Source organism: Kitasatospora sp. NPDC051984 (genome assembly GCF_044593455.1).
Lineage (GTDB): Bacteria > Actinomycetota > Actinomycetes > Streptomycetales > Streptomycetaceae > Kitasatospora.
The window spans coordinates 223162-243690 of record NZ_JBIUCB010000009.1 but is presented as its reverse complement, the minus strand read 5'-3'; the positions used below and the strand labels follow the sequence as shown (position 1 = coordinate 243690).

Sequence of the window (20529 nt, the reverse complement as noted above, 5' to 3'; positions counted from 1 at the left end):
GCCGTGGGTTACCACCTGGAGGCCGTGATCGCGGCCGAACCCCTGCTGCGCGCCGCCACCGCCGACCTTCCCGACGCCCACGTCGTCCCGCTCGCCCAGGGCCTCGCGCTGCTGCCGATGACCGACGACCTGCACGACGCGGTGATGGACGGCACCCCCGCCCACCCCGGCTTCCGGAAGCTTCCCGGCGGCTTCCACCACACCCTCGCCACCTGGTCCGCCACCGGCCCGGTCGCGTACGTCGAGGCGGACGTCTTCGGCGGCACCGGCGAGCAGCGCGCCGCCGTCTGGCTCGACGGCGCGCTCGCCGTGGGCCCCACCACCGCTCGCCGCCGCGGCCCGATCTCCCAGGTCCTGCGCCACCTCGGAGCCCGCGCCGACGGCCACCGCGACGAGTTCGACGCCGTCGGCCTCGGCCGCCACCGCCACCTTGAGGACTGGCTCGACGAAGCCTGACCTCCGGTCAGCACCCCGCTGCGAACCCCGCCAGCGCCGCCACCAGCCCCTCCGGCCGGAACGCCGGATGCGGCGGCTCCGGACACCCCGGCAACTTCACCGCCCCCGGGATCAGCCCCAGCAGCCCGTCCGCCGTCCGCCGCTGGTGCACCAGACCCTCCGGCACCGACGGCAGCACACCCACCGGCACCCGAAGCCCCGCCAACTCCTCGTCCGCGACCCCGCGCAGCACCCCACCGCCCAGCAGCGGCGCCACCTCGACGGGCAACCGCCCGTCCACCCGCACATCCCCCGCCGTCGCCGGCCACGCCAGCACCAGCCCCCGCACCCGCTCCGGCACCGCGAGCGCCATCCGCACCGCCACCGAGCACCCGTTGGACCCACCGACCACCACCACCGGCCCGTCCGGCAACCCCGCCACCAGATGCTCCGCCTCCGCCCCCCAACTCCCCACCCGCATCACCCGATCCGGCGCCACCACCCCCAGCCCCGCATCCCGCAGCCCGGCCACCACCCCGGTCCGCCCCCAGAACCGCTCCCCGTCCATCTCCTCGTCCCACAACCCGCCATGCACCAGCACCAGCACCGGCCAACCCCCTCCACGCAGAAGCTCGGCAGCATACTGGGCTACAGACCGGTGACCTGGCAGACGTAGACCCGCTGCTGACGGGGAGCGACGAAATAGACAAAGAAGCCGTTGGTGACGGCAGCAGTTTTCATGGCCTCTCCGGGGCCCTGGTAGCCCGTGCCGTCGAGATAGCGGGCTTCAGCGGCGCGGACCAGCTCGTCGGCGCGTTGCTCCACCTTGGCCAGGAGGCCAGTGGTGCTTCGGCGGCAAACTACTGCTCGTCCGGGTGGTACTCCCAGGACCAGGTCATCCGTTCACCGCCGCGTAGGCCCGGTTGAAGATCTCCAGGCATACGCGGATGGCTTCGCTCCATCGGGGATCGTCGCGGTCCAGGGTCTGCACGGCGTGTTCGGCTGCGCGCATGCGGGCGGCGGTGTCGAGGTGGCGGGCGACCTCGATGTGGGCGGCCCAGGTGTTCAGGAAGACCCGGAGGGGGTCGATGGAGCCGTCTCGGACTGCGAGGGCGAAGGCCTCGTCCTGTTGCTCCGCCATCTCCGGGAGCCGGTGCGGGGCGACCGTTGCCAGGGCCGCCCGGAGGGCGTCGGGGGTCTTCTGGGGACGCGGGATCAGCTCGTCGTCGGGGTGCGCCGAGTGGTCGGGCTGCGCGGTCATGAGGTCCTTCCTGGATCGGCCCGGTCCAGCGTAGTCCCCGGTACGCCAACGGGCGGGCAGCCGTCCCCCGTGGGGGAGTGCTGCCCGCCCGTGGACGGAACGCTTCGCGTCAGGCGGGGATCGAAGCCAGGCCGGGGGCCAGGAACTTCTTGCCGTTGACGCGCTCGGAGACGCCCTCGCGGTCGAGGTACGGGGTGATGCCGCCGAGGTGGAAGGGCCAGCCGGCGCCGGTGATCATGCACAGGTCGATGTCCTGCGCCTCGCCGACGACGCCCTCGTCGAGCATCAGGCCGATCTCCTGGGCGACGGCGTCCAGGGCGCGGGCGCGGACCTGGTCCTCCGTCAGGACGGAGTCGCCGAAGGTGAGGAGGGCGAGGACCTCGGGGTCGAGGACCTGGGCGCCGTCCTGCCAGATGTAGAAGCCGCGCTTGCCGGCCTTGACGACCTTGCCGAGGTTCTCGGAGACGGTGAACCGTTCCGGGAACGCGCCGTGCAGCGTCTCGGAGACGTGCAGGGCGATGGCCGGGCCGACCAGTTCGAGCAGGGCGATCGGCGACATCGGCAGGCCGAGCGGCTTGACCGCGGCCTCGACGGTCTCGAACGAGGTGCCCTCGTCGATGATGTTCTGGATCTCGCCCATGAAGCGGGTCAGGATGCGGTTGACCACGAACGCCGGGGCGTCCTTGGTGAGCACCGCGGTCTTCTTCAGCTTCTTGGCGACACCGAACGCGGTGGCCAGCGAGGCGTCGTCGGTCTTCTCGGCCCGGACGATCTCCAGCAGCGGGAGGATCGCGACCGGGTTGAAGAAGTGGAAGCCGACCACGCGCTCGGGGTGCTGGAGCTTGGAGGCCATCTCGGTGACCGACAGCGAGGAGGTGTTGGTGGCCAGGATGGTGGTCGGCGAGACCACCGCCTCCAGCTCCGCGAACACCTTCTGCTTGACGCCCATCTCCTCGAACACGGCCTCGATGACGAAGTCCGCGTCGCCGAACGCGACGGCCTTGTCGAGGTGGCCGGAGACCAGGCCCTTGAGCTTGTTGGCCTTGTCGCCGCCGATGCGGCCCTTCGCCAGCAGCTTGTCGATCTCGCCGTGGACGTAGCCCACGCCCTTGTCGATGCGCTCCTGGTCGATGTCGGTGAGCACCACCGGCACCTCCAGGCGGCGCGCGAACAGCAGCGCCAGCTGGGAGGCCATCAGACCGGCGCCGACCACGCCGACCTTGGTGACCGGGCGGGCCAGCGACTTGTCCGGCGCGCCGAACGGCTTCTTCGCGCGGCGCTGCACCAGGTTGAAGGCGTACAGGCCGGCGCGCAGCTCACCGCTCATGATGAGGTCGGCCAGCGCGGCGTCCTCGGCGTCGAAGCCGGCCTGCAGGTCGCCGTCCTTGACCTGCTGGATGATGTCGAGCGCCTTGTACGCGGCCGGAGCGGCCCCGTGCACCTTGGCGTCGGCGACCCAGCGGCCCCACAGCACGGCGTCGTCCCACGCCTTGCCGCGGTCGAACTCCTCGCGCTCGACGACCACGTCGCCCTTGAGGACCTTCGCGGTCCACAGCAGCGACTGCTCCAGGAAGTCGGCCGGCTCGAAGATCGCGTCCGCGATCCCCAGCTCGAACACGTCCTTGCCCTTGAGCTGCTTGTTCTGGGCCATCGAGTTCTCGACGATGACCTTGACGGCCTTGGCCGGGCCGATCAGGTTCGGCAGCAGGGTGCAGCCGCCCCAGCCGGGCACCAGGCCGAGGAAGACCTCGGGCAGCGAGAACGCCGGGACGCCCGCGCTGACGGTGCGGTAGGAGCAGTGCAGGCCGACCTCGACGCCGCCGCCCATCGCCGCGCCGTTGTAGAACGCGAAGGACGGGACGGGCAGCGCGGCGATCCGCTTGAAGACGTCGTGGCCGCCCTTGCCGATGGCCAGCGCGTCCGCGTGCTCCTTGAGCACCTCGACGCCCTTGAGGTCGGCGCCGACCGCGAAGATGAACGGCTTGCCGGTGATCGCGACGGCGACCACCTTGCCCTCGGCGGCCTCGGCCTCGACCTGGTCCAGCGCCTCGGACAGCTTCGCCAGCGAGCCCGGGCCGAAGGTGGTCGGCTTGGTGTGGTCGAACCCGTTGTCCAGGGTGATCAGCGCCAGCTTGCCGGCCTGCAGCGGCAGGTCCAGGTGGCGCACGTGCGCGGTGGTGACGACCTCGCCGGGGAACAGTTCGGCGGCGCGCTGCAGCATCTCAGTGGTGCTCATGGTCACTTACCACCCTCGAAGTGCGGGTTCTCCCAGATGACGGTTCCGCCCATGCCGAAGCCGATGCACATGGTGGTCAGGCCGTAGCGGACGTCCGGGCGCTGCTCGAAGCGGCGGGCCAGCTGGGTCATCAGACGCACACCGGAGGAGGCCAGCGGGTGGCCGAACGCGATCGCGCCGCCGTACGGGTTGACCCGCTCGTCGTCGTCCGCGATGCCGTAGTGGTCCAGGAACGCCAGCACCTGGACGGCGAACGCCTCGTTGACCTCGAACGCGCCGATGTCGTCGATGGTCAGACCGGCCTTGGCCAGCGCCTTCTCGGTCGCCGGGACGGGACCGATGCCCATCACCTCGGGCTCGACGCCCGCGAACGCGAAGCTCACCATGCGCATCTTGATCGGCAGGCCCAGCTCGCGGGCCACGTCCTCGGCGGCCAGCAGCGAGGCGGTCGCACCGTCGTTCAGGCCCGCCGCGTTGCCCGCGGTGATGTTGCCGTGCGGACGGAACGGGGTCTTCAGGCCGGCCAGCGACTCCATGGTGGTGCCCGGGCGCATCGGCTCGTCCGTGGTCGCCAGGCCCCAACCGGTCTCGCCGATCTCGGGGTTGGTGTTGCGGATCGCGATCGGCACCAGGTCCGGCTGGATGTCGCCGTTGGCGTACGCCTTCGCGGCCTTCTCCTGCGAGCGCACCGCGAACGCGTCGCAGCGCTCCTTGGTGAGGTGCGGGAAGCGGTCGTGCAGGTTCTCCGCCGTCATACCCATGAACAGGGCGGACTCGTCGACCAGCTTCTCCGAGACGAACCGCGGGTTCGGGTCCACGCCCTCGCCCATCGGGTGCCGGCCCATGTGCTCCACGCCGCCGGCCACGACCACGTCGTACGCGCCGAACGCGATGCCGCCCGCGGTGGTGGTGACGGCCGTCATCGCACCCGCGCACATCCGGTCGATGGCGTAGCCCGGAACGGACTTCGGCAGACCCGAGAGCAGCGCGGCGGTACGGCCGATGGTCAGACCCTGGTCACCGATCTGGGTGGTCGCCGCGACGGCGACCTCGTCGATCCGCTCGACCGGCAGGTTCGGGTTGCGACGCACGAGCTCGCGGATGCACTTGACGACCAGGTCGTCCGCCCGCGTCTCGTGGTACATGCCCTTCGGGCCGGCCTTGCCGAACGGGGTGCGGACGCCGTCGACGAAGACGACGTCCCTCGCGGTACGAGGCACGGGGGCTCTCCTCCCAGGGGGATGGCGGGGCGAGCGCGCAAATCAGCGACGCTGCTACGCGACCAATCTACCCACGAGTAACAACGGTGGGCAAGGAGCCGAAGAAGTGGGATGCGCAACCAGGGGCGCGGGGAACTGCGCGAAGCGGAAGGCACCCGACCGCAAGATCGCGACGCAGGGCAGTGCCTTGCACGTGCTCGCGACCCTACGGACGTGGCCTGCGCTTGTCGCGCAGTTCCCGCGCCCCTGAGCGCTCAGCCCTCCGCCGTCCTGAACGCCTCCGCGAGCGCCGGCGAGACCAGCTCCGTCTGCCAGGCGCGGGCCCCCAGGGCGTGCAGCGCGTCGGCGATCGACGTCGCGTCGGGTCGGGCCGGCGGCTCCCAGGACACGCGGCGGACCAGGTCGGGGGTGATCAGGTTCTCCGCGGGCAGGTGGTGCTGCTCGGCGAGCGCGGCGACAGCCGCCCTCGCGCCGGTGAGGCGGGCCGCGGCGACCGGGTCCTTCTCGGCCCAGGCGCGCGGCGGCGGCGGCCCGTCGTGCGGGGCGGTCGCGGAGGGCAGCGCGTTCTCCGGGATCTCCCGGGCGCGTTCGATCGCGCCCAGCCACTGCTCGAGCTGGCGCCGGTTCACCCGGGGGCCGAAGCCCTGGACGGCGATCAGCGCGGGCGCGTTCAGCGGCATCGCGAGGGCCGCGTTGACGATCGCGGTGTCGGCCAGCACCCGGCCGGGGGAGACGTCGCGCTCGCGGGCGATCCGGTCGCGGGTCAGCCAGAGCTCGCGGACCACGGCGAGCTGGCGGCGACGGCGGACCTTGTGCAGCTGGGAGGTGCGCCGCCAGGGGTCGACCCGGGGTGCGGGGCGGGGGGCGGCGGCGAGGGCGGCGAACTCCTGGTGGGCCCAGTCGAGCTTGCCCTGCCGGTCGAGTTCGGTCTCCAGCGCGTCGCGCAGGTCGACCAGCACCTCGACGTCGAGCGCGGCGTAGCGCAGCCAGGGCTCGGGCAGCGGGCGGGTGGACCAGTCGACCGCGGAGTGTTCCTTGGCGAGCGAGAGGCCGAGGATGTTCTCGGTCATCGGGCCGAGGCCGACCCGGGGGAAGCCGGCGAGCCGGCCGGCGAGTTCGGTGTCGAACAGCACGCCGGGGTGCATGCCGACGTCGAACAGGCACGGGAGGTCCTGGGTGGCGGCGTGCACGACCCACTCGGTGTCGTGGATGGCCTCGTCCAGCACGGACAGGTCGGGGCAGGCGATCGGGTCGATCAGCGCGGTGCCCGCGCCCTTGCGGCGCAATTGGATCAGGTAGGCACGCTGGCCGTAGCGGTAGCCGGAGGCGCGTTCGGCGTCGACGGCGACGGGGCCGGTGCCGGCGCGGAAGGCCGCGATGACGGCGGCGAGTGCCGCTGGGTCCGACACCACCGGTGGGAGTCCGTCCCTGGGTTCGAGGAGCGGAACCGGGGCGATCTCTTCTGGGATGGAGGCTACGGCGTCGGTCACCCCCCAAGGGTACGTCGTGTGCCGCCGCCGGGAGTGTTGTCCGACTGGTCGGACCATGTTCGGACCCGGGCCGTCCGGGGCGGGCGGGTCGTTCCGGAGGTCGGAGCGGGGCGGTGGGGGCGGGGTGACGGGCCGTCGGGAGGGGGCGCGGGAACGGCCCGGAGGAAACGTTCCTCCGGGCCGCCACCAGGGACGATGCGGATCAGTGGATGATTCCGGTGCGCAGCGCCACGGCGACCATCCCGGCCCGGTCGCCGGTTCCGAGCTTGCGGGCGATGCGGGCCAGGTGGCTCTTCACGGTGAGCGCGGACAGGCCCATCGCGACGCCGATCGCCTTGTTCGACTGGCCTTCGGCCACCAGCCGAAGCACCTCGACCTCGCGGCCGGACAGTTCCCGGTAGGCGGAGGGCTGCGCGCCGGGCGCACCGGGAGCGCCGGGGGCGGCGCCGGACTGGCCCGGCGCGCCGTGCATGCCGGGGTGGTGGTGGCCGGGGATCCCGGGGCGCCGCATCCGGCCGGCCAGGCCGGCACCGATCGGCAGTCCGGGACGGCCCGGCATCGGCATGCCGGTGCGGGTACCGGTGACCACGTATCCCTTGACGCCGCCGGCCAGGGCCGAGCGGACCGCGCCGATGTCGTCGGCGGCGGACAGTGCCAGGCCGTTCGGCCAGCCCGCGGCGCGGGTCTCGGCCAGGACGGTCAGGCCGGAGCCGTCGGGGAGGTGGACATCGGCGATGCAGATGTCTCGCGGGTTGGAGATCCGGGGTCGGGCCTCGGCGATCGAGGAGACCTCGATGACGTCACGGACGCCGAGCGCCCATAGATGCCGGGTCACCGTGTTCCGGACCCGGGGATCAGCGATGACCACCATGGCGGTGGGCTTCGTCGGACGGTAGGCGACCACGTTTGCTGGGTGCTCAAGAAGGACCGACACCTGGGGCCTCCTGCGGGGAGTGGCGGACGGAACCCCGAGGGGGCGGTCGGAGTGTTCCGCATCTGGAAAGGGTCACTGACACCTTCGGCATCAACCGTGACCGGCTTTAGCAAGTGATCACGATCTGGTGAGTAACAATACGGACAAATCGAGCAGGCGACCGGTACGACCTGCCCGGAAATCGCACAGATCCGATCGATTTCGGCAGCCCGGTGATCATGAACGGTCGGGTAACCGACCGGGAGCGTCCACGAAGTCACACTTCGTCAGCCCTGCGGGTGGTCGCGCACCGGGACGGCTGACGGTCCCCCCGGGGTGTCTACGGCACGGGGGGTGCGGACGGCTGTGCGAGCGCGGGGGTGACGGTGGCGCCGGGCCGGAACGGGCGGGCGGCGGTCAGTGCGGGTTGCGCGGCCGGCGGCGGGCCGGCATCGGCACCACGCCGCCGAGGGCGCCGGAGTCGGCGGCCGGCGGCGGGGTGGACGGGGCGGGCGGCAGCCCGGCGCACACGCACAGCAGCTCGGCCCAGGCGGCCAGGTGACGGTCGAAGCGGCGGTCGGCGGGCGTCCAGGACGCGCGCAGCTCGATCTCGGTGGAGGCGCCGCGTTCGGCCAGCGCCCCGAAGTACTGCGAGTGGCATCTGGTCACGGTGCCGCCCGGCTCGGCGAACCGGGCGCCGTGCGCCTGGAGGGCGTCCATCAGCCAGCTCCAGCCGACCTCGGACAGCAGCGGGTCGCCGGCCATCTCCGGCTCCAGCTCGGCCCGGGTCATGGTGACCACCCGGAACTCGCCGTTCCAGGCCTCCGGAGAGGCCGGGTCGTGCAGCAGGACCAGGGTGCCGTCGGCCAGTTCCTCGCCGTCCACCTCGACCGAGGCGGACAGCGCGAAGGCGTGCGGGGCCAGCCGGCGGGGGGCGGGCCGAGGGGACAGCTGCACCTCGGGACGCAGCCGCGCCCCGGTCAGCGCCTCGACCGCCTCGCGGAACTCGATCGGCACCGACTCCCTGCCCGTTCCTCCACCCTGTGCGGATTGCCCGCCGACCGCTGCCATGTGCGGAAGCCTAGGTGGCGCGGGCCCGCAATCCGAGCACTTTCGTACCTCCGGCGTGCCGAAATTCCGGAAATCGGCCAGGCCGGGACCGCTGTGCGCGCCACGGGTGTCCGAGGTGTCCGTTTTGCCTGGTGGCGGCCGGGACGGGAGCGCCCGCGTGCGAGGATGTGGGACGTGAGTGAGACCCCCGCAGCCCAGTCCGGTCAGCGGCCCCGCGGCGCCGCGTACGACTCCGTCTTCCTGCGCGCCGCCCGCAACGAGCCGGTGCCGTACACCCCCGTGTGGTTCATGCGGCAGGCCGGCCGCTCGCTGCCCGAGTACCTGAAGGTCCGCGAGGGCATTTCGATGCTCGACTCCTGCATGCGGCCCGACCTGGTCAAGGAAATCACCATGCAGCCGGTGCGCCGGCACAAGGTGGACGCCGCGATCTTCTTCTCCGACATCGTCGTCCCGCTCAAGGCGGTCGGCATCGACGTGGAGATCAAGGGCGGCGTCGGCCCGGTGATCGCCGACCCGATCCGCACCAAGGCCGACCTGCAGCGGCTGCGTCCGCTGGAGCCGGACGACATGCCGTACATCACCGAGGCGGTCGGCCTGCTGGTCGCCGAGCTCGGCGCCACCCCCCTGATCGGCTTCGCCGGCGCGCCGTTCACGCTGGCCAGCTACCTGATCGAGGGTGGCCCGTCGAAGTCGTACGAGAACACCAAGGCGATGATGTACGGCGAGCCCGAGCTGTGGGCGGAGCTCGTCGACCGGCTCTCGCAGATCACCTCGGCGTTCCTGAAGATCCAGATCGAGGCGGGTGCCTCGGCGATCCAGCTGTTCGACTCCTGGGCGGGCGCACTCGCGCCCGACGAGTACCGCCGTTCGGTGATGCCCGCCAGCGCCAAGGTGTTCGACGCGGTCGCGCCGTACGGGGTGCCGCGGATCCACTTCGGCGTCAACACCGGCGAGCTGCTCGGCCTGATGGGCCAGGCCGGCGCGGACATCGTCGGCGTCGACTGGCGGGTCCCGCTGGACGAGGCCGCCAACCGGGTCGGCCCCGGCAAGGGCCTGCAGGGCAACCTCGACCCGGCCGTGCTGTACGCCCCCACGCACGTGGTGGAGACCAAGGCCCGCGAGGTGCTGCACGCCGCCCAGGCGCTCGGCGGCAGCCACCACATCTTCAACCTCGGCCACGGCGTCATGCCGACCATGGACCCGGACGCGCTGACCCGCCTGGTCGCCTTCGTCCACGAGGCCAGCGCTCGCTGAGGCCCTACGGCCTGTCGCCGCCGAGGAGACGCACCGCCAGGATCTGGCGGTGGGTCTCCTCGGCGGGCGTCCAGCCGGCGCGCAGGTCGACCGGATCGAGCTACGGCTCGCCCCTGCTGCGGCGGGGGTCCGGGCGTCGTGCTGCGGGCCGTGCGGGCCCGAGGGCGGCGGTGGTGCGGTGAGGGTCAGTCCTCCGGTTCGGTCGTCGGCGGGTGCTGCGGGGGTGCGGGCGGGTTCTTCCAAGAAGGGGCCGTCGGGCGGGGGCGGGTGCGGTAGTGGCGGCGGAGGAGCCAGGCGGCGGGGGCCACGACCAGGAGGAACGGGGCGCCGGCGGCCAGGAGCACCAGGAGGCCGTGCAGGACGGCGAGCAGGGCGTGCCAGCCGCCGGTGAGGGCCTTGCCGACCGAGGCCCAGAAGCCGTCCTTGTGCTTGGGCACGGCGCCGGTGGGCCGCTGGGCGTCCGTCAGCAGGTCGAGCGTCACGGTGGACAGCGACGTCCGGGAGGTGAGCTGCTGCTGCTGGCGTTCCAGCGCTTCCAGGTCGGACTCGCGGCGGGTCAACTCGCTTTCCAGTGACACCACTTCGGAGAGCGTCTTGGCCTCCGCCATCAGTGCCCGGACCCGGTCCACGCTGGCCCGCATCGACTTGATCCGGCTGTCCACGTCGGCGATCTGCCCGGTCAGGTCGTCGGACTGGCTGGTCATGGCGAGTCGCCGGCCCAGCCCGCCGAGCGCGTCGACGGTCTTCTGGTAGGACTCCGACGGCACCTTCAGTGTCAGGGTGGCCTCGGCGCCGTCGCCCGCGCCGCGCCGGCTCTCGGCCGCCACGTAGCCGCCGGCCTGCCCGACCAGGTCCACGGCCTTGTCCCGGGCCGGTTCCAGGGCGTCCACCCGGACGGTCATCCTGGCCTGGTAGGCGATCTGACGGTTCGTCGGCTGACCGCTCGCCCCGGCGGACGGGGCCGCCGTTCCGCCCGCCCCGGCAGCGGCGACCGCCGCCTTGCCGTCACCGGGCGCTGCCGCCGGTGCGGCCGCCTGGTCCGCCGCCCTGGACGCCGAACTGCCCTCGTTCGCGCTGCATCCGGCCAGCAGCAGCACCGCCGCCAGTACGCCGACGGCCCCCGCTCTGTGCACCCGTACTCCCATGCCCGTGTCCCCTCCCCGGGTCGCGGGCGGGCCGCTCGCCCGCCCCGTCAGCACTGTGACGCGCGGGCCCGCGGACCGGACCCGGGCCGGCGGTACCGGAATGATCACGCCTCGGCGTCACCCCGGTCTCGGCGCCCAGTGGGCCGGTTCGGGATTCGGGATAAGGGCTGGAAGACTTCGAGGCATGGCGAAACCTCACGTCGTGGTGATCGGTGGCGGCGTCGCGGGCCTGGCCGCGGCCGCCTTCCTCAGTGACCGGCCGGTGCGGGTCACCGTGCTGGAGGCATCCGACCGCTTCGGCGGCAAACTGCTCGGCGGGGAGGTCGGCGGCGTCCGGGTCGACCTCGGCGCGGAGTCGATGCTGGCTCGCCGCCCCGAAGCCGTCGAACTGGCCCGGCAGGTCGGTCTCGGCGAGCAGCTGGAGCCGCCCACCACCGCCAAGGCGTCGATCTGGACCCGCGAGGGCCTGCGTCCGATGCCCGGCGGCCAGTTGATGGGCGTGCCCGGCGACCTGGACGCCCTCAAGGCCTCCGGCGTGCTCACCCCCGAGGGGCTGGAGCGGGCCGCGAACGAGCAGCCCGCCGAGATCGGCGACGACGCCGCGATCGGCGGCTACATCGCCGCCCGGCTCGGCCGCGAGGTCGTCGACCGCCTGGTCGAACCGCTGCTCGGCGGCGTGTACGCCGGGCACGCCGACGAGATCTCGATCCGCGCCGCCGTCCCGCAACTGCTGGCGCTCGCCCAGCGCGAAGGCTCGCTGACCGAGGCCGTCCGCGAGCTCACCGGCCGCTCCACCGCCACCGGCCCGGTCTTCCAGGGCCTGCGCGGCGGCCTCGGGATCTTCCCCGACGCCATCGCCGCCCACGACCGCGCGCACGGCGCCGAACTGCTCACCGGCCACCCCGTCGAGGCGCTGCGCCGCACCCCCGACGGCTGGCAGGTCACCACCGGCGGACAGCAACTGCACGCCGACGCCGTGGTGCTGGCCGTCCCCGCCCCGCACGCCGCCGCACTGCTCGCCGCCGACGCGCCCGGTGCCGCGGCCGAGCTGCGGGAGATCGAGTACGCCTCGATGGCCCTGGTCACGCTGGCCTTCCGGCGCGCGGACCTGGCCGACAGCCCGCTCACCGGCAGCGGCTTCCTGGTGCCGCCGGTGGACCGCCGCAACATCAAGGCGTCCACCTTCTCCAGCAACAAGTGGGGCTGGCTGGAGCGCTCCGCGCCCGACACCTTCCTGCTGCGCACCTCGCTCGGCCGGCACCGCGAGGACGCCGCGCTCCAGCTGGACGACGCCGAAATCCTCGCCCGCTCGCTGGCCGACCTGCACGAGGCCGTCGGCCTGACCGCCACCCCCTACGACCACGCCGTCACCCGCTGGACCGACGGCCTCCCGCAGTACCCGGTCGGACACCTCGACCGGGTCGCCCGGATCCGCACCCAGCTGGACGCGCTCGGCGCGATCACCGTGTGCGGCGCCGCCTACGACGGCGTGGGCATCCCCGCCGTCGTCGCGAGCGCCCGCAAGGCCGCCGACGCCGTCCACCCCGTCAGCTGAACCACCCGCACAGAAGGGACAATGGGCTCATGACCGAAAGCACTGAGCAGCCCGTGAAGAAGAAGGCCCGCGACCTCAACCAGGTGATCCGCTACACCATGTGGTCGGTGTTCAAGCTCAAGGACGGCCTCCCCGAGGACCGCTCCGCCCTGGTGGCCGAGGTGGACGCCCTCTTCGAGCAGCTCGCCGCCAAGGACGTCACCATCCGCGGCACCTACGACGTGTCCGGCCTGCGCGCCGACGCCGACCTGATGATCTGGTGGCACGCCGAGAACTCGGACGACCTGCAGGAGGCGTACAACCGCTTCCGCCGCACCGAGCTGGGCCGCCACCTGGAGCCGGTCTGGTCGAACATGGCGCTGCACCGCCCCGCCGAGTTCAACAAGTCGCACATCCCCGCGTTCCTCGCCGACGAGCGCCCCCGCGAGTACGTGTGCGTCTACCCGTTCGTCCGCTCCTACGAGTGGTACCTGCTCCCCGACGAGGAGCGCCGGGCGATGCTGTCCGAGCACGGCCAGATGGCCCGCGGCTACCCGGACGTCCGTGCCAACACCGTCGCCTCGTTCGCGCTCGGCGACTACGAGTGGCTGCTGGCCTTCGAGGCCGACGAACTGCACCGCATCGTCGACCTGATGCGCGACCTGCGCCCGTCCCGCGCGCGCCTGCACGTGCGCGAGGAGGTGCCGTTCTTCACCGGCCGCCGCAAGTCGGTCGGCGACCTGGTCGCCGGACTGTTCTGACCCGCAGACCGAACGCCGCCGCCGTGCTCCTGCGCGGTGGCGGCGTTTTTCGCTAGCGGTGGCCCAACGCCGCCCGCAGGCGCGGGTCCTGGACGGCTTCGGGGCCGCGGATGGCGACGGCGGTGAGCAGGTCGTCGGTGGTGCCGGTGCGGCAGATGTGGGGCCAGCGGAGGGTGCGGAGCAGGCGCTGGCCGGCGGGGGCCGCCCAGGCGGTGTAGGCGTGGACGTCGACGCGGGCCATCAGCAGGGTGCCGCCCGTCAGGACCAGCGGCAGGGCGTACCAGGCGAGGGCCGTCCGGGCCGCCTGGCCGTCGGCGGTCAGGACGATCGTGAGCAGCAGCATCGCGACCGCCGCGAGCAGCGCCCAGCGCACCTGCCGGACCGCCCGCCGGGCCCGGTCCCGGATCACCGCTGGTGTCGCCAGCCCGGCCAGCGCCAGCCGGTCGCCGATGTCCCGGACGGTGGGGTCGGCGGCCAGCGCCGCCTTCAACTGGGCGGTGCGGCACTGGCCCTCGGGCCCGATCGCGCTGATCAGCGCCCGCTCCAGCCGGCCCCGGCCCTGCGGATCGACCACCGTCGTCCACCCCGTGTGCGCGAGGTGCAGCCGGCCCAGCCCGGCCATCCGGACCAGCGCCAGCTCCACCACCCGGCCAGGCCCGCCCGCCAGGTACGCGGTCTCGTACAGGCCGATCCCGGCGGCCCGGTCGGCGGCCGGCAGATGCTCGGCGAGGGCGTCGGCGATCGCGGCGACCCGGACCAGGTGCAGACAGGACAGCACCGCGGCGGCACAGGTCGGGATCAGCAGCAACACCCACATGATGTTTGTTCTAGTCCTGGGTGTGCGGCAAGTGGAATGGATCCACCTGCCGCGATACCGAACTGTGACACGGCCTCAGCTCGAGCCGCACGAACTGGACGACCCGCAGGAGCTGGACGAACCGCACGAACTGGACGACCCGCAGGAGTGCGAGGACCCGCCGGAGTGCGAGGATCCGCCGGAGTGCGACGACCCGCAGGAGTGCGAGGATCCGCCGGAGTGCCCGCCCGAGTGTCCAGAGTGGCCGGAGTGCCCCGAGGAGCCGGACGACCCGCAGGAGACGGCGGTGCTCCCGCACCACGCCCCGGTGGTGGCCGCCGCGGTGGTGTCCGAGGTGCTGAACGCGTGTGTCGAACGCTTCGACTTCGCCATCCGGACCGGCCGGACCGGCCGGACCGGTCCGGCCGTGGTGCCGTCGAGCGCCTCGCGCAGCGGCTGGTCGGCGGGGTCGGTCAGTGCGGTGGACCCGTCCAGCGCGAACGCGCCGACCACGGCCGCGTACTGCCGGTCGACCTCGCGCGGCTGCCACGGGCTGCTGCCCCGCACCAGCTCCAGCTGGCGCTCCCCGGCGGGCGTGATCCGCGCCTTCGGTGGCCGTCCGACCATCAGGCGCACGGCGGCGACCAGGACCAGTGCCCCGAACGCGAAGAACGGGGGAGTGCTGGTGTCCCGCTCCGGCGCGTGCAGCCAGTGGAAGGTGGAGATCGTCCCGAGCCCCAGGGCCGTCCACAGCGCGAACACCTCCATCCTGCGGGCGCGCCAGGCCGCCTTGAGCTTGGCCGGGTGGCGCATCAGGCCGCGGGCGGCCAGCGCGTCGCCGATCCGCTGCACGTCCGGGCTGCCCAGCACGGACGCGCGCAGCACCGACAGGTCCCGTCCGGTGCGGCCGCCGACGGCGGTGATCAGCACCTGCTCGACGGCGTCGCGCGGCGCGACGTCGGTGACCGTCACCCGGTGGGCGCGGGAGATCACCGCGCGGCCCTCACGTTCCATCCGGACCAGCGCGGTGTCCACCGCCCGGGCCGGGCCGCCGGCCAGGAAGGCGGCGTGCAGCAGCGGCATGCCGCGCCCGGGCAGGCCCTGCGGTTCGGTGACCCGGCGGCAGCGGTGGTTGAAGACAGTGGCGGCGACCATGGTCACGGCGACCAGGGCCAGGGCCACGAAGAACAGGCTGTTCCACATTCCCCCGTGTGTCCTTTCGTGCGATGGATCGGTGCGGCGGCAGCGTGGCGCTGCGGTGGTTACCGGTGTGCCTTCGCGGCGCGGCGCGGCAGCAGGCGGGCCCAGCGGCGGGTGGCCGGGTGGAGCAGGTGGTGCAGCGCCGGGTGCCAGGGTGCGGTGGGTGCGGCATCCAGGGCCCAGCCGGCGAAGGTGCGGGCGTCTGCCCGGTAGCCGCCGGTGAGCGGGTGGTCGGCGGCGTAGCGGCGGAACAGCGGCGCGAAGTCCGTGCCGAGCAGTTCGGGAAGTTCGGGCATCAGGTGGCCGACGGTCTCCCGGCGCTTGGCGATCAGGCCCTCGGCCTGGGTTCGCAGTTGCGCGGGGTCGAATCCGGCCGGGGCGGGTCCGCCGGCCACCAGGGCGGCCAGCAACTGTTCCTGGCGGGCGGCCAATTGGTGTCGGGCCAGGGCGAGTTCGGCGTCGGCGCGGTCACGGATCAGATATTCGTCCAGTTCGGACACGGTCGGGCTCCTCCCGGTGGTCGCGGGCCGTGCGGTGGACCCGGCGGATGGCGTCGAGTTCGGCGGACAGTTCGGCGGGCGGCGGGTAGGCGCCGTCGCGTTCCAGCAGCACCCCGGGCGGGTCGGTGCGTTCGCACAGCGCGGCGAGCACGTCCAGCACGGGGGCGGTGACGGGGTGGGTGTGGGTGTCGTGCCAGACGCCGTCGCGTTCCACCCCGCCGGCGACGTGCACGTAGGCGAGCGCGTCCAGCGGCAGCCGGTCGAGTTCGGCGGCCGGGTCGATGCCCAGGTTGACCCGGTTGGTGTGCAGGTTGGCGACGTCCACCAGCAGGTGCACGCCGGTGCGTTCGACGAGTTCGGCGAGAAACTGGGCCTCCGTCAACTCGTCGCCCGGCCAGGCCAGATGGGCGGCGATGTTCTCCAGCGCCAGCGGCACCGGCAGTTCGCGCTGGGCGATCCGCACATTGGCGGCCACCACCCGCAGCGCCTCCCGGGTGCGCGGCACCGGCAGCAGGTGCCCGGCCTCCAGCCCGCCCGCCCGGACGAACGCCAAGTGCTCGCTGACCAGCGGCGCACCGAGCGCCTCGGCGACCGAGGCCAGCCGGGCCAGCCGCGCCGGGTCGGGTTCGGTGGCGTCACCGAGCCCCAACGAGACGCCGTGCGGAACGACGGTGACGCCCCGTTCGCGCAGCGCGGTCAACGAAGGCGGCAGATGGTCGGCGCAGACGTTCTCGGCGACCACCTCCACCCAGTCCAGACCGGGCAGCCGCTCCACGGCGGTGTCGATCTCGGGGCGCCAGCCGAGCCCCGTACCCAGCTGCGGAATTCCGTGCGAGGACACAAAACACCCCTTCCCGCCGGGCCTTTCGACGGCCCCGCCTCCCCCATGCCGAGGGTGTATCCGGACGGAGCCGGTGCCAAGCAGGACACCGGAAACTCAGAGCTGAACTTGAGGTTTCCCACTCACTGAACCGACCGGCCCGCAGGTGGGGGAAATTCAGCAGCGCGCAGGCGAACGATTGACTAACGTGACATGCCTATGACTTCTATGCCGTACCACATCCGCCCGTTCGCACCCGAAGACGCCGCCGGGGCCACCGAGGCCTACCGGGCCGGCCGGCCGCACCTGGTCGTCACACCCGAGGTGACCAACTGGCTCGTCGGACTGCCGCACTTCAACCTGCTGGTCGCCGAACGCGGCGGACAGGTCGTCGGCTCCGCGAGGTTCGGCCCGGTCACCGAGAGCACCACCCCCGACCAGGGCTTCCTGAACGTCAGCGTGATGCCCGAACACCGCGGCGCCGGCATCGGCACCGCGCTGCTCACCGCCGCCGAACGCGAACTCGCCGCGCTCGGCGTCCGCGACGCCCACGGCTGGGCCGACGGCACACCCGAAGCACTCGGCTTCGCCGCCGCCCGCGGCTACCGGCGCGGCCGCCGCGCCCAGTACGCCGGCCTCGACCTCACCGTCCCGCTGCCGCCACTGCCGCCCACCCCGCCCGGCATCGAACTGCGCACCGCCGCCGACTTCCTGGACGACCCGCACCCGATCTACCTGGTCGACATCGACGCCACCCGCTCCGAACCCGGCGACCTCGTCCTCGACGACCAGTCGTACGAAGGCTGGCTCGCCGAGATCTGGCAGCGCCCCGACCAGGACCACACCCTCACCACCGTCGCCCTCGACCACGGCGAGGCCGTCGCCTTCTCCGCCGCCCAGACCGACGGCCGCCACTACTGGTCGGCGTTCACCGCCACCCGCTCCACCCACCGCGGCCGCGGCCTCGCCAAACTCGCCAAGGCGCACGCGCTGCACCGCGCGCAGGCCCGGGGGCTGACGGCCGCGTACACGCACAACGACGCCGAGAACGCGGCGATGCTCGCGATCAACGAGTGGTTCGGGTACGGGGTCTGCGCGGAGGAGTGGAAGCACAGCCGGACGCTCTAGCTGCGCGAGCGGTTGGGCGCGAAATCAGGGGCGCGGGGAACTGCGCGACAAGCGCAAAGCCCGTCCGCAAGGTCGCGATCACGTGCAGGTCATTGTCCTGCGTCGCGATCTTGCGGTCGGGTGCGTTCCCCTTCGCGCAGTTCCCCGCGCCCCCGGTTGTGCTCCCCCTGGTTTCGCGCCCTCCTACTCGACGTCCACCCCGTGGTCGCGGGCCAGGCCGGCCAGGCCGTCCGCCCAGCCCTGGCCGATGGCGCGGAGTTTCCAGCCGTCGGACGGGTGGCGGTAGAGCTCGGCGACCAGCATGGCGGAGATGGCGGGGTCGGTCGGCGGGTGGAAGACCCAGCGGCCGGCGCCGGAGGCGAGTTCGACGGCGGGGTCGATCAGGTCGGCGCAGGTGGCGTCGCCGTCCGTGTCGAGGTTGACCGACATCACGACGCGGCGGATGGCGTCCGGCAGTTGGCCGGTGCGGACGATCGCGCTGCCGTCGCCGGGTTCCAGGATGACGGCGCCGTCGGCCGCGGTCGGCTGGTGGTAGAAGACGAAGTCCTCGTCGGCGCGCACTTTGCCGTCGGGGCCGAGGAGCAGCAGCGTCAGATCGGCTTCCGCGCCGCCGGCCCGGAAGCGGACCCGTACCTCGCCGTCCGGGAGGGCGGTGTTCTGGCCGGGCATCAGTTCCACCGCCGGTGTCTCGTCGGCCCGTTGGGCGGGGACGGGGGCGGGCCCGAGGCGGCCGGGGAGGCCGTGTTCGCGGAGCAGGGTGAGCAGCATCGGGCCGTCCACCAGGGTGAGCGGCTGGCCTTCGGCGTGCTTGCGCGAGCCGGGGCCGAAGCCCGAAGTGGTGACCAGGATGCCGCGGTTGGCGCCCTGCCGGCGCATGGTGGATTCGAGGTCGCGGACGGCGCTGGGGGAGACGGTGTGCCGGTAGCGCTTGGCCTGGATGACGATCTTTCCGCCGGTGATCGGGTCCGGGTCCTCGGCGAGCACGTCCACGCCCTCGTCGCCGCTGCGGGCCGTGGTGCTGGTGCGGAAGCCGCGGCGGCGGAACAGTTCGGCGATCAGCTTCTCGAACTCGATCGGGTCCATCGCGAACAGGTCGGGCTCCTCGCCGTCCCCGGCGGAGGTCGCGGCGGCCGGGATCGGGGCGACCGTGTCGGCCTTCTCCGGCCGGTTGGACAGCCGTCCGGCGAGCCCGTCGAGCAGGCAGTCCAGCGGGGCGACCCGGTCCAGGGCGAGCCCGGCGAAGGTCTCCCGGTCGACCTCCACCGCGAGCAGGCAGCGGTCGCCCTCCTGGCCGGTCGCCGGGTCCGGGGCCACCACGACGCCGTTCAGGCCGACCGAGGCGATCAGGTGGTCGGTGTCGGCCCGGAACACCTCGGCCAGCACGCGCAGCGCGCACTGCGCCAGCACCTCGCGGTAGATCTCCTTGCGCTGGGTGGCGGGCCGGGCCACCTCGTCCTCGCGGTCGTCGGACCGGACGTAGCGGTACCGGCCGACCGTCGGCACCACATCGAACGCCGGCAGCTCCCAGCGCACCACCAGCCGGCGGGTGTCCGCGTCCCAGGAGGCCTCGCCGTCGGTGGGGAAGCCGTCCGGCCAGTCCTCCCGCCAGTCGATGACCGCCTCGAAGTACTCGGCCACGGCTGCCGCGTCGCCCGCCCGCAGCCGCGAGGCGAGCTGCCCGGCCTGGGTGCTCTGCCCGGCCAGCAGCCGGTGCCGCTCGGCCGCCCACGCGTCGTACTGGGCGCGGTAGTCCGCGAGTTGACGCTGCCGCTGCTGCTCGGCCGCCCCTGCCGCATGCCAGTCGTACTCGAACCTGGCCCGGGCGTGCGCGGCCTGCTCCTCCCACTGGCGGCGGGCGGCCGGGTTGTACGCCTGGGCGCCCGTCAACGGCGGGACCAGGTACCAGTTCTGATCGGGCATCGGCACCGGATTGCCCAGCGGACCCGGGTCGAACGGCGGGACCGCGCCCTGCCCGCCCCGGCTCTGCTCCGCAAGCGAGAACCCCGGACCGGCCAGCCCCGCCGCCAGCACCCCGCGCAACTCGGCGACCCGGTCGTCCAGTTCGGCCGTCCGCCGGGCCGCGTCCGCATCCCGCTGCTGCTGGTACGCCTTCAGCGCCTCGCGCTCACCCCGCGCGGCTGCTCGCTGCGCCTCGCGCTGCGCCCGCTCGTTGTCCCGCTGCTGCGCGGCCGCCGCCTTTCGCTGCGCCTCCGCGCGCTGGTGCTGCGCGCGCTGCGCCTCCGCCAGTACCGACCACACCCCGGAAGACCGCCGCCGCGCCACGCCCGCCCCACCCACGTCCAGACCGACCAAGAGCGATCAGTCTTCCACGGGGGCGGGCGCCCGCGCCTCCTACTCGACCGGCTTCAGCTTCAGCGAGATCGAGTTGATGCAGTACCGCTGGTCGGTCGGCGTTCCGTAGCCCTCACCCTCGAAAACGTGCCCGAGGTGGCTGCCGCACTTCTTGCAGCGCACCTCGACCCGGCGCATCCCGAGGGTGCTGTCCTCCAGGTACTCCACCGAGTCCCCGGCCAGCGGGGCGTAGTACGACGGCCAGCCGCAGTGCGAATCGAACTTCGTCTCGCTGCTGAACAGCTCCGCGCCGCACGCCCGACAGCTGTACACGCCGACCGTCTTGGTGTCCGTGTACTCGCCGACGAACGGCCGCTCGGTGCCGGCCTCGCGGAGCACGTGGTACTCCTCGGGCGTCAGCTCGGACCGCCACTCGGCGTCGGACTTCTGGACCTCGTAGCTCACGGCGCACT

Annotated in this window: 20 protein-coding genes; 5 read left to right on the top strand and 15 right to left on the bottom strand. The window is 73.0% G+C overall.

Annotation, left to right across the window (positions count from 1 at the left end):
* Nucleotides 1-3: 3 nt before the first annotated feature.
* Entirely contained in the window at nt 4-456 is a 453-nt protein-coding gene (locus ACIHEI_RS20310; RefSeq protein WP_396607579.1) for a hypothetical protein, read from the top strand.
* 7 nt (nt 457-463) lie between these two features.
* On the opposite strand, the gene ACIHEI_RS20305 is transcribed toward ACIHEI_RS20310, so the two are convergent.
* From ACIHEI_RS20305 to ACIHEI_RS20270, 8 genes are all read right to left on the bottom strand, one after another.
* The gene (locus ACIHEI_RS20305) at nt 464-1042 is read right to left on the bottom strand and encodes an alpha/beta fold hydrolase (RefSeq protein ID WP_396607578.1); all 579 of its coding nucleotides are present in this window, start codon (nt 1040-1042) and stop codon (nt 464-466) included.
* 41 nt (nt 1043-1083) lie between these two features.
* Nucleotides 1084-1260, bottom strand: coding sequence for a hypothetical protein (locus ACIHEI_RS20300; protein ID WP_396607577.1), 177 nt, complete (start codon nt 1258-1260; stop codon nt 1084-1086).
* A 70-nt stretch (nt 1261-1330) separates the two neighbouring features.
* The gene (locus ACIHEI_RS20295; RefSeq protein WP_396607576.1) at nt 1331-1696 is read right to left on the bottom strand and encodes a hypothetical protein; all 366 of its coding nucleotides are present in this window, start codon (nt 1694-1696) and stop codon (nt 1331-1333) included.
* A gap of 109 nt (nt 1697-1805) precedes the next feature.
* Nucleotides 1806-3932: a 3-hydroxyacyl-CoA dehydrogenase NAD-binding domain-containing protein gene (locus ACIHEI_RS20290; RefSeq protein ID WP_392951679.1), complete on the bottom strand. Its 2127-nt coding sequence runs from the start codon at nt 3930-3932 to the stop codon at nt 1806-1808.
* A gap of 2 nt (nt 3933-3934) precedes the next feature.
* A complete protein-coding gene (locus ACIHEI_RS20285) occupies nt 3935-5152 on the bottom strand; it encodes a thiolase family protein (RefSeq protein WP_387646502.1) in 1218 nt (405 codons plus the stop codon).
* Nucleotides 5153-5406: 254 nt separating this feature from the next.
* Nucleotides 5407-6642: an HRDC domain-containing protein gene (locus ACIHEI_RS20280; protein WP_392951682.1), complete on the bottom strand. Its 1236-nt coding sequence runs from the start codon at nt 6640-6642 to the stop codon at nt 5407-5409.
* A 202-nt stretch (nt 6643-6844) separates the two neighbouring features.
* The gene (locus ACIHEI_RS20275; RefSeq protein ID WP_387646499.1) at nt 6845-7576 is read right to left on the bottom strand and encodes a LuxR C-terminal-related transcriptional regulator; all 732 of its coding nucleotides are present in this window, start codon (nt 7574-7576) and stop codon (nt 6845-6847) included.
* A 396-nt stretch (nt 7577-7972) separates the two neighbouring features.
* A complete protein-coding gene (locus tag ACIHEI_RS20270) occupies nt 7973-8626 on the bottom strand; it encodes a DUF3000 domain-containing protein (protein ID WP_387646497.1) in 654 nt (217 codons plus the stop codon).
* 165 nt (nt 8627-8791) lie between these two features.
* Here ACIHEI_RS20270 and hemE point away from each other — a divergent pair, with 165 nt between their 5' ends.
* Nucleotides 8792-9880 (top strand): uroporphyrinogen decarboxylase, encoded by a 1089-nt coding sequence (hemE, locus tag ACIHEI_RS20265; protein ID WP_387646495.1) that lies wholly within the window; start codon nt 8792-8794, stop codon nt 9878-9880.
* A 185-nt stretch (nt 9881-10065) separates the two neighbouring features.
* Here the strand turns inward: hemE and ACIHEI_RS20260 are convergent, their stop codons facing one another.
* Nucleotides 10066-11013, bottom strand: coding sequence for a DUF4349 domain-containing protein (locus tag ACIHEI_RS20260; RefSeq protein WP_396607575.1), 948 nt, complete (start codon nt 11011-11013; stop codon nt 10066-10068).
* A gap of 112 nt (nt 11014-11125) precedes the next feature.
* Here ACIHEI_RS20260 and hemG point away from each other — a divergent pair, with 112 nt between their 5' ends.
* Nucleotides 11126-12580 carry a protoporphyrinogen oxidase gene (gene hemG / locus ACIHEI_RS20255; RefSeq protein ID WP_396607574.1) on the top strand — a complete coding sequence of 485 codons (1455 nt, stop codon included), beginning with the start codon at nt 11126-11128 and terminating at the stop codon, nt 12578-12580.
* Nucleotides 12581-12609: 29 nt separating this feature from the next.
* Nucleotides 12610-13320, top strand: a complete 711-nt coding sequence (gene hemQ, locus ACIHEI_RS20250) for a hydrogen peroxide-dependent heme synthase (RefSeq protein WP_387646489.1) — start codon at nt 12610-12612, stop codon at nt 13318-13320.
* Between the two features lie 52 nt (nt 13321-13372).
* On the opposite strand, the gene ACIHEI_RS20245 is transcribed toward hemQ, so the two are convergent.
* The 4 genes from ACIHEI_RS20245 to ACIHEI_RS20230 form a co-directional block, all read right to left on the bottom strand.
* Complete coding sequence (locus ACIHEI_RS20245) at nt 13373-14137, bottom strand: TIGR04222 domain-containing membrane protein (RefSeq protein ID WP_396607573.1); 765 nt, start codon at nt 14135-14137, stop codon at nt 13373-13375.
* A 75-nt stretch (nt 14138-14212) separates the two neighbouring features.
* Nucleotides 14213-15319, bottom strand: coding sequence for a TIGR04222 domain-containing membrane protein (locus tag ACIHEI_RS20240; protein WP_396607572.1), 1107 nt, complete (start codon nt 15317-15319; stop codon nt 14213-14215).
* A gap of 59 nt (nt 15320-15378) precedes the next feature.
* Nucleotides 15379-15816, bottom strand: coding sequence for a hypothetical protein (locus ACIHEI_RS20235; RefSeq protein ID WP_396607571.1), 438 nt, complete (start codon nt 15814-15816; stop codon nt 15379-15381).
* Nucleotides 15785-16657, bottom strand: coding sequence for a DUF692 domain-containing protein (locus tag ACIHEI_RS20230; protein ID WP_396607570.1), 873 nt, complete (start codon nt 16655-16657; stop codon nt 15785-15787). The genes ACIHEI_RS20235 and ACIHEI_RS20230 overlap by 32 nt, the downstream gene beginning before the upstream one ends.
* Before the next feature lie 192 nt (nt 16658-16849).
* On the opposite strand from ACIHEI_RS20230, the gene ACIHEI_RS20225 reads away from it, so the two are divergent.
* Nucleotides 16850-17764: a GNAT family N-acetyltransferase gene (locus ACIHEI_RS20225; protein ID WP_396607569.1), complete on the top strand. Its 915-nt coding sequence runs from the start codon at nt 16850-16852 to the stop codon at nt 17762-17764.
* Nucleotides 17765-17947: 183 nt separating this feature from the next.
* Here the strand turns inward: ACIHEI_RS20225 and ACIHEI_RS20220 are convergent, their stop codons facing one another.
* Together ACIHEI_RS20220 and msrB are read right to left on the bottom strand one after the other, a co-directional pair.
* Nucleotides 17948-20077: a restriction endonuclease gene (locus ACIHEI_RS20220; protein ID WP_396607568.1), complete on the bottom strand. Its 2130-nt coding sequence runs from the start codon at nt 20075-20077 to the stop codon at nt 17948-17950.
* 39 nt (nt 20078-20116) lie between these two features.
* Nucleotides 20117-20521, bottom strand: a complete 405-nt coding sequence (gene msrB / locus ACIHEI_RS20215) for a peptide-methionine (R)-S-oxide reductase MsrB (protein ID WP_387646473.1) — start codon at nt 20519-20521, stop codon at nt 20117-20119.
* Nucleotides 20522-20529: the final 8 nt, after the last annotated feature.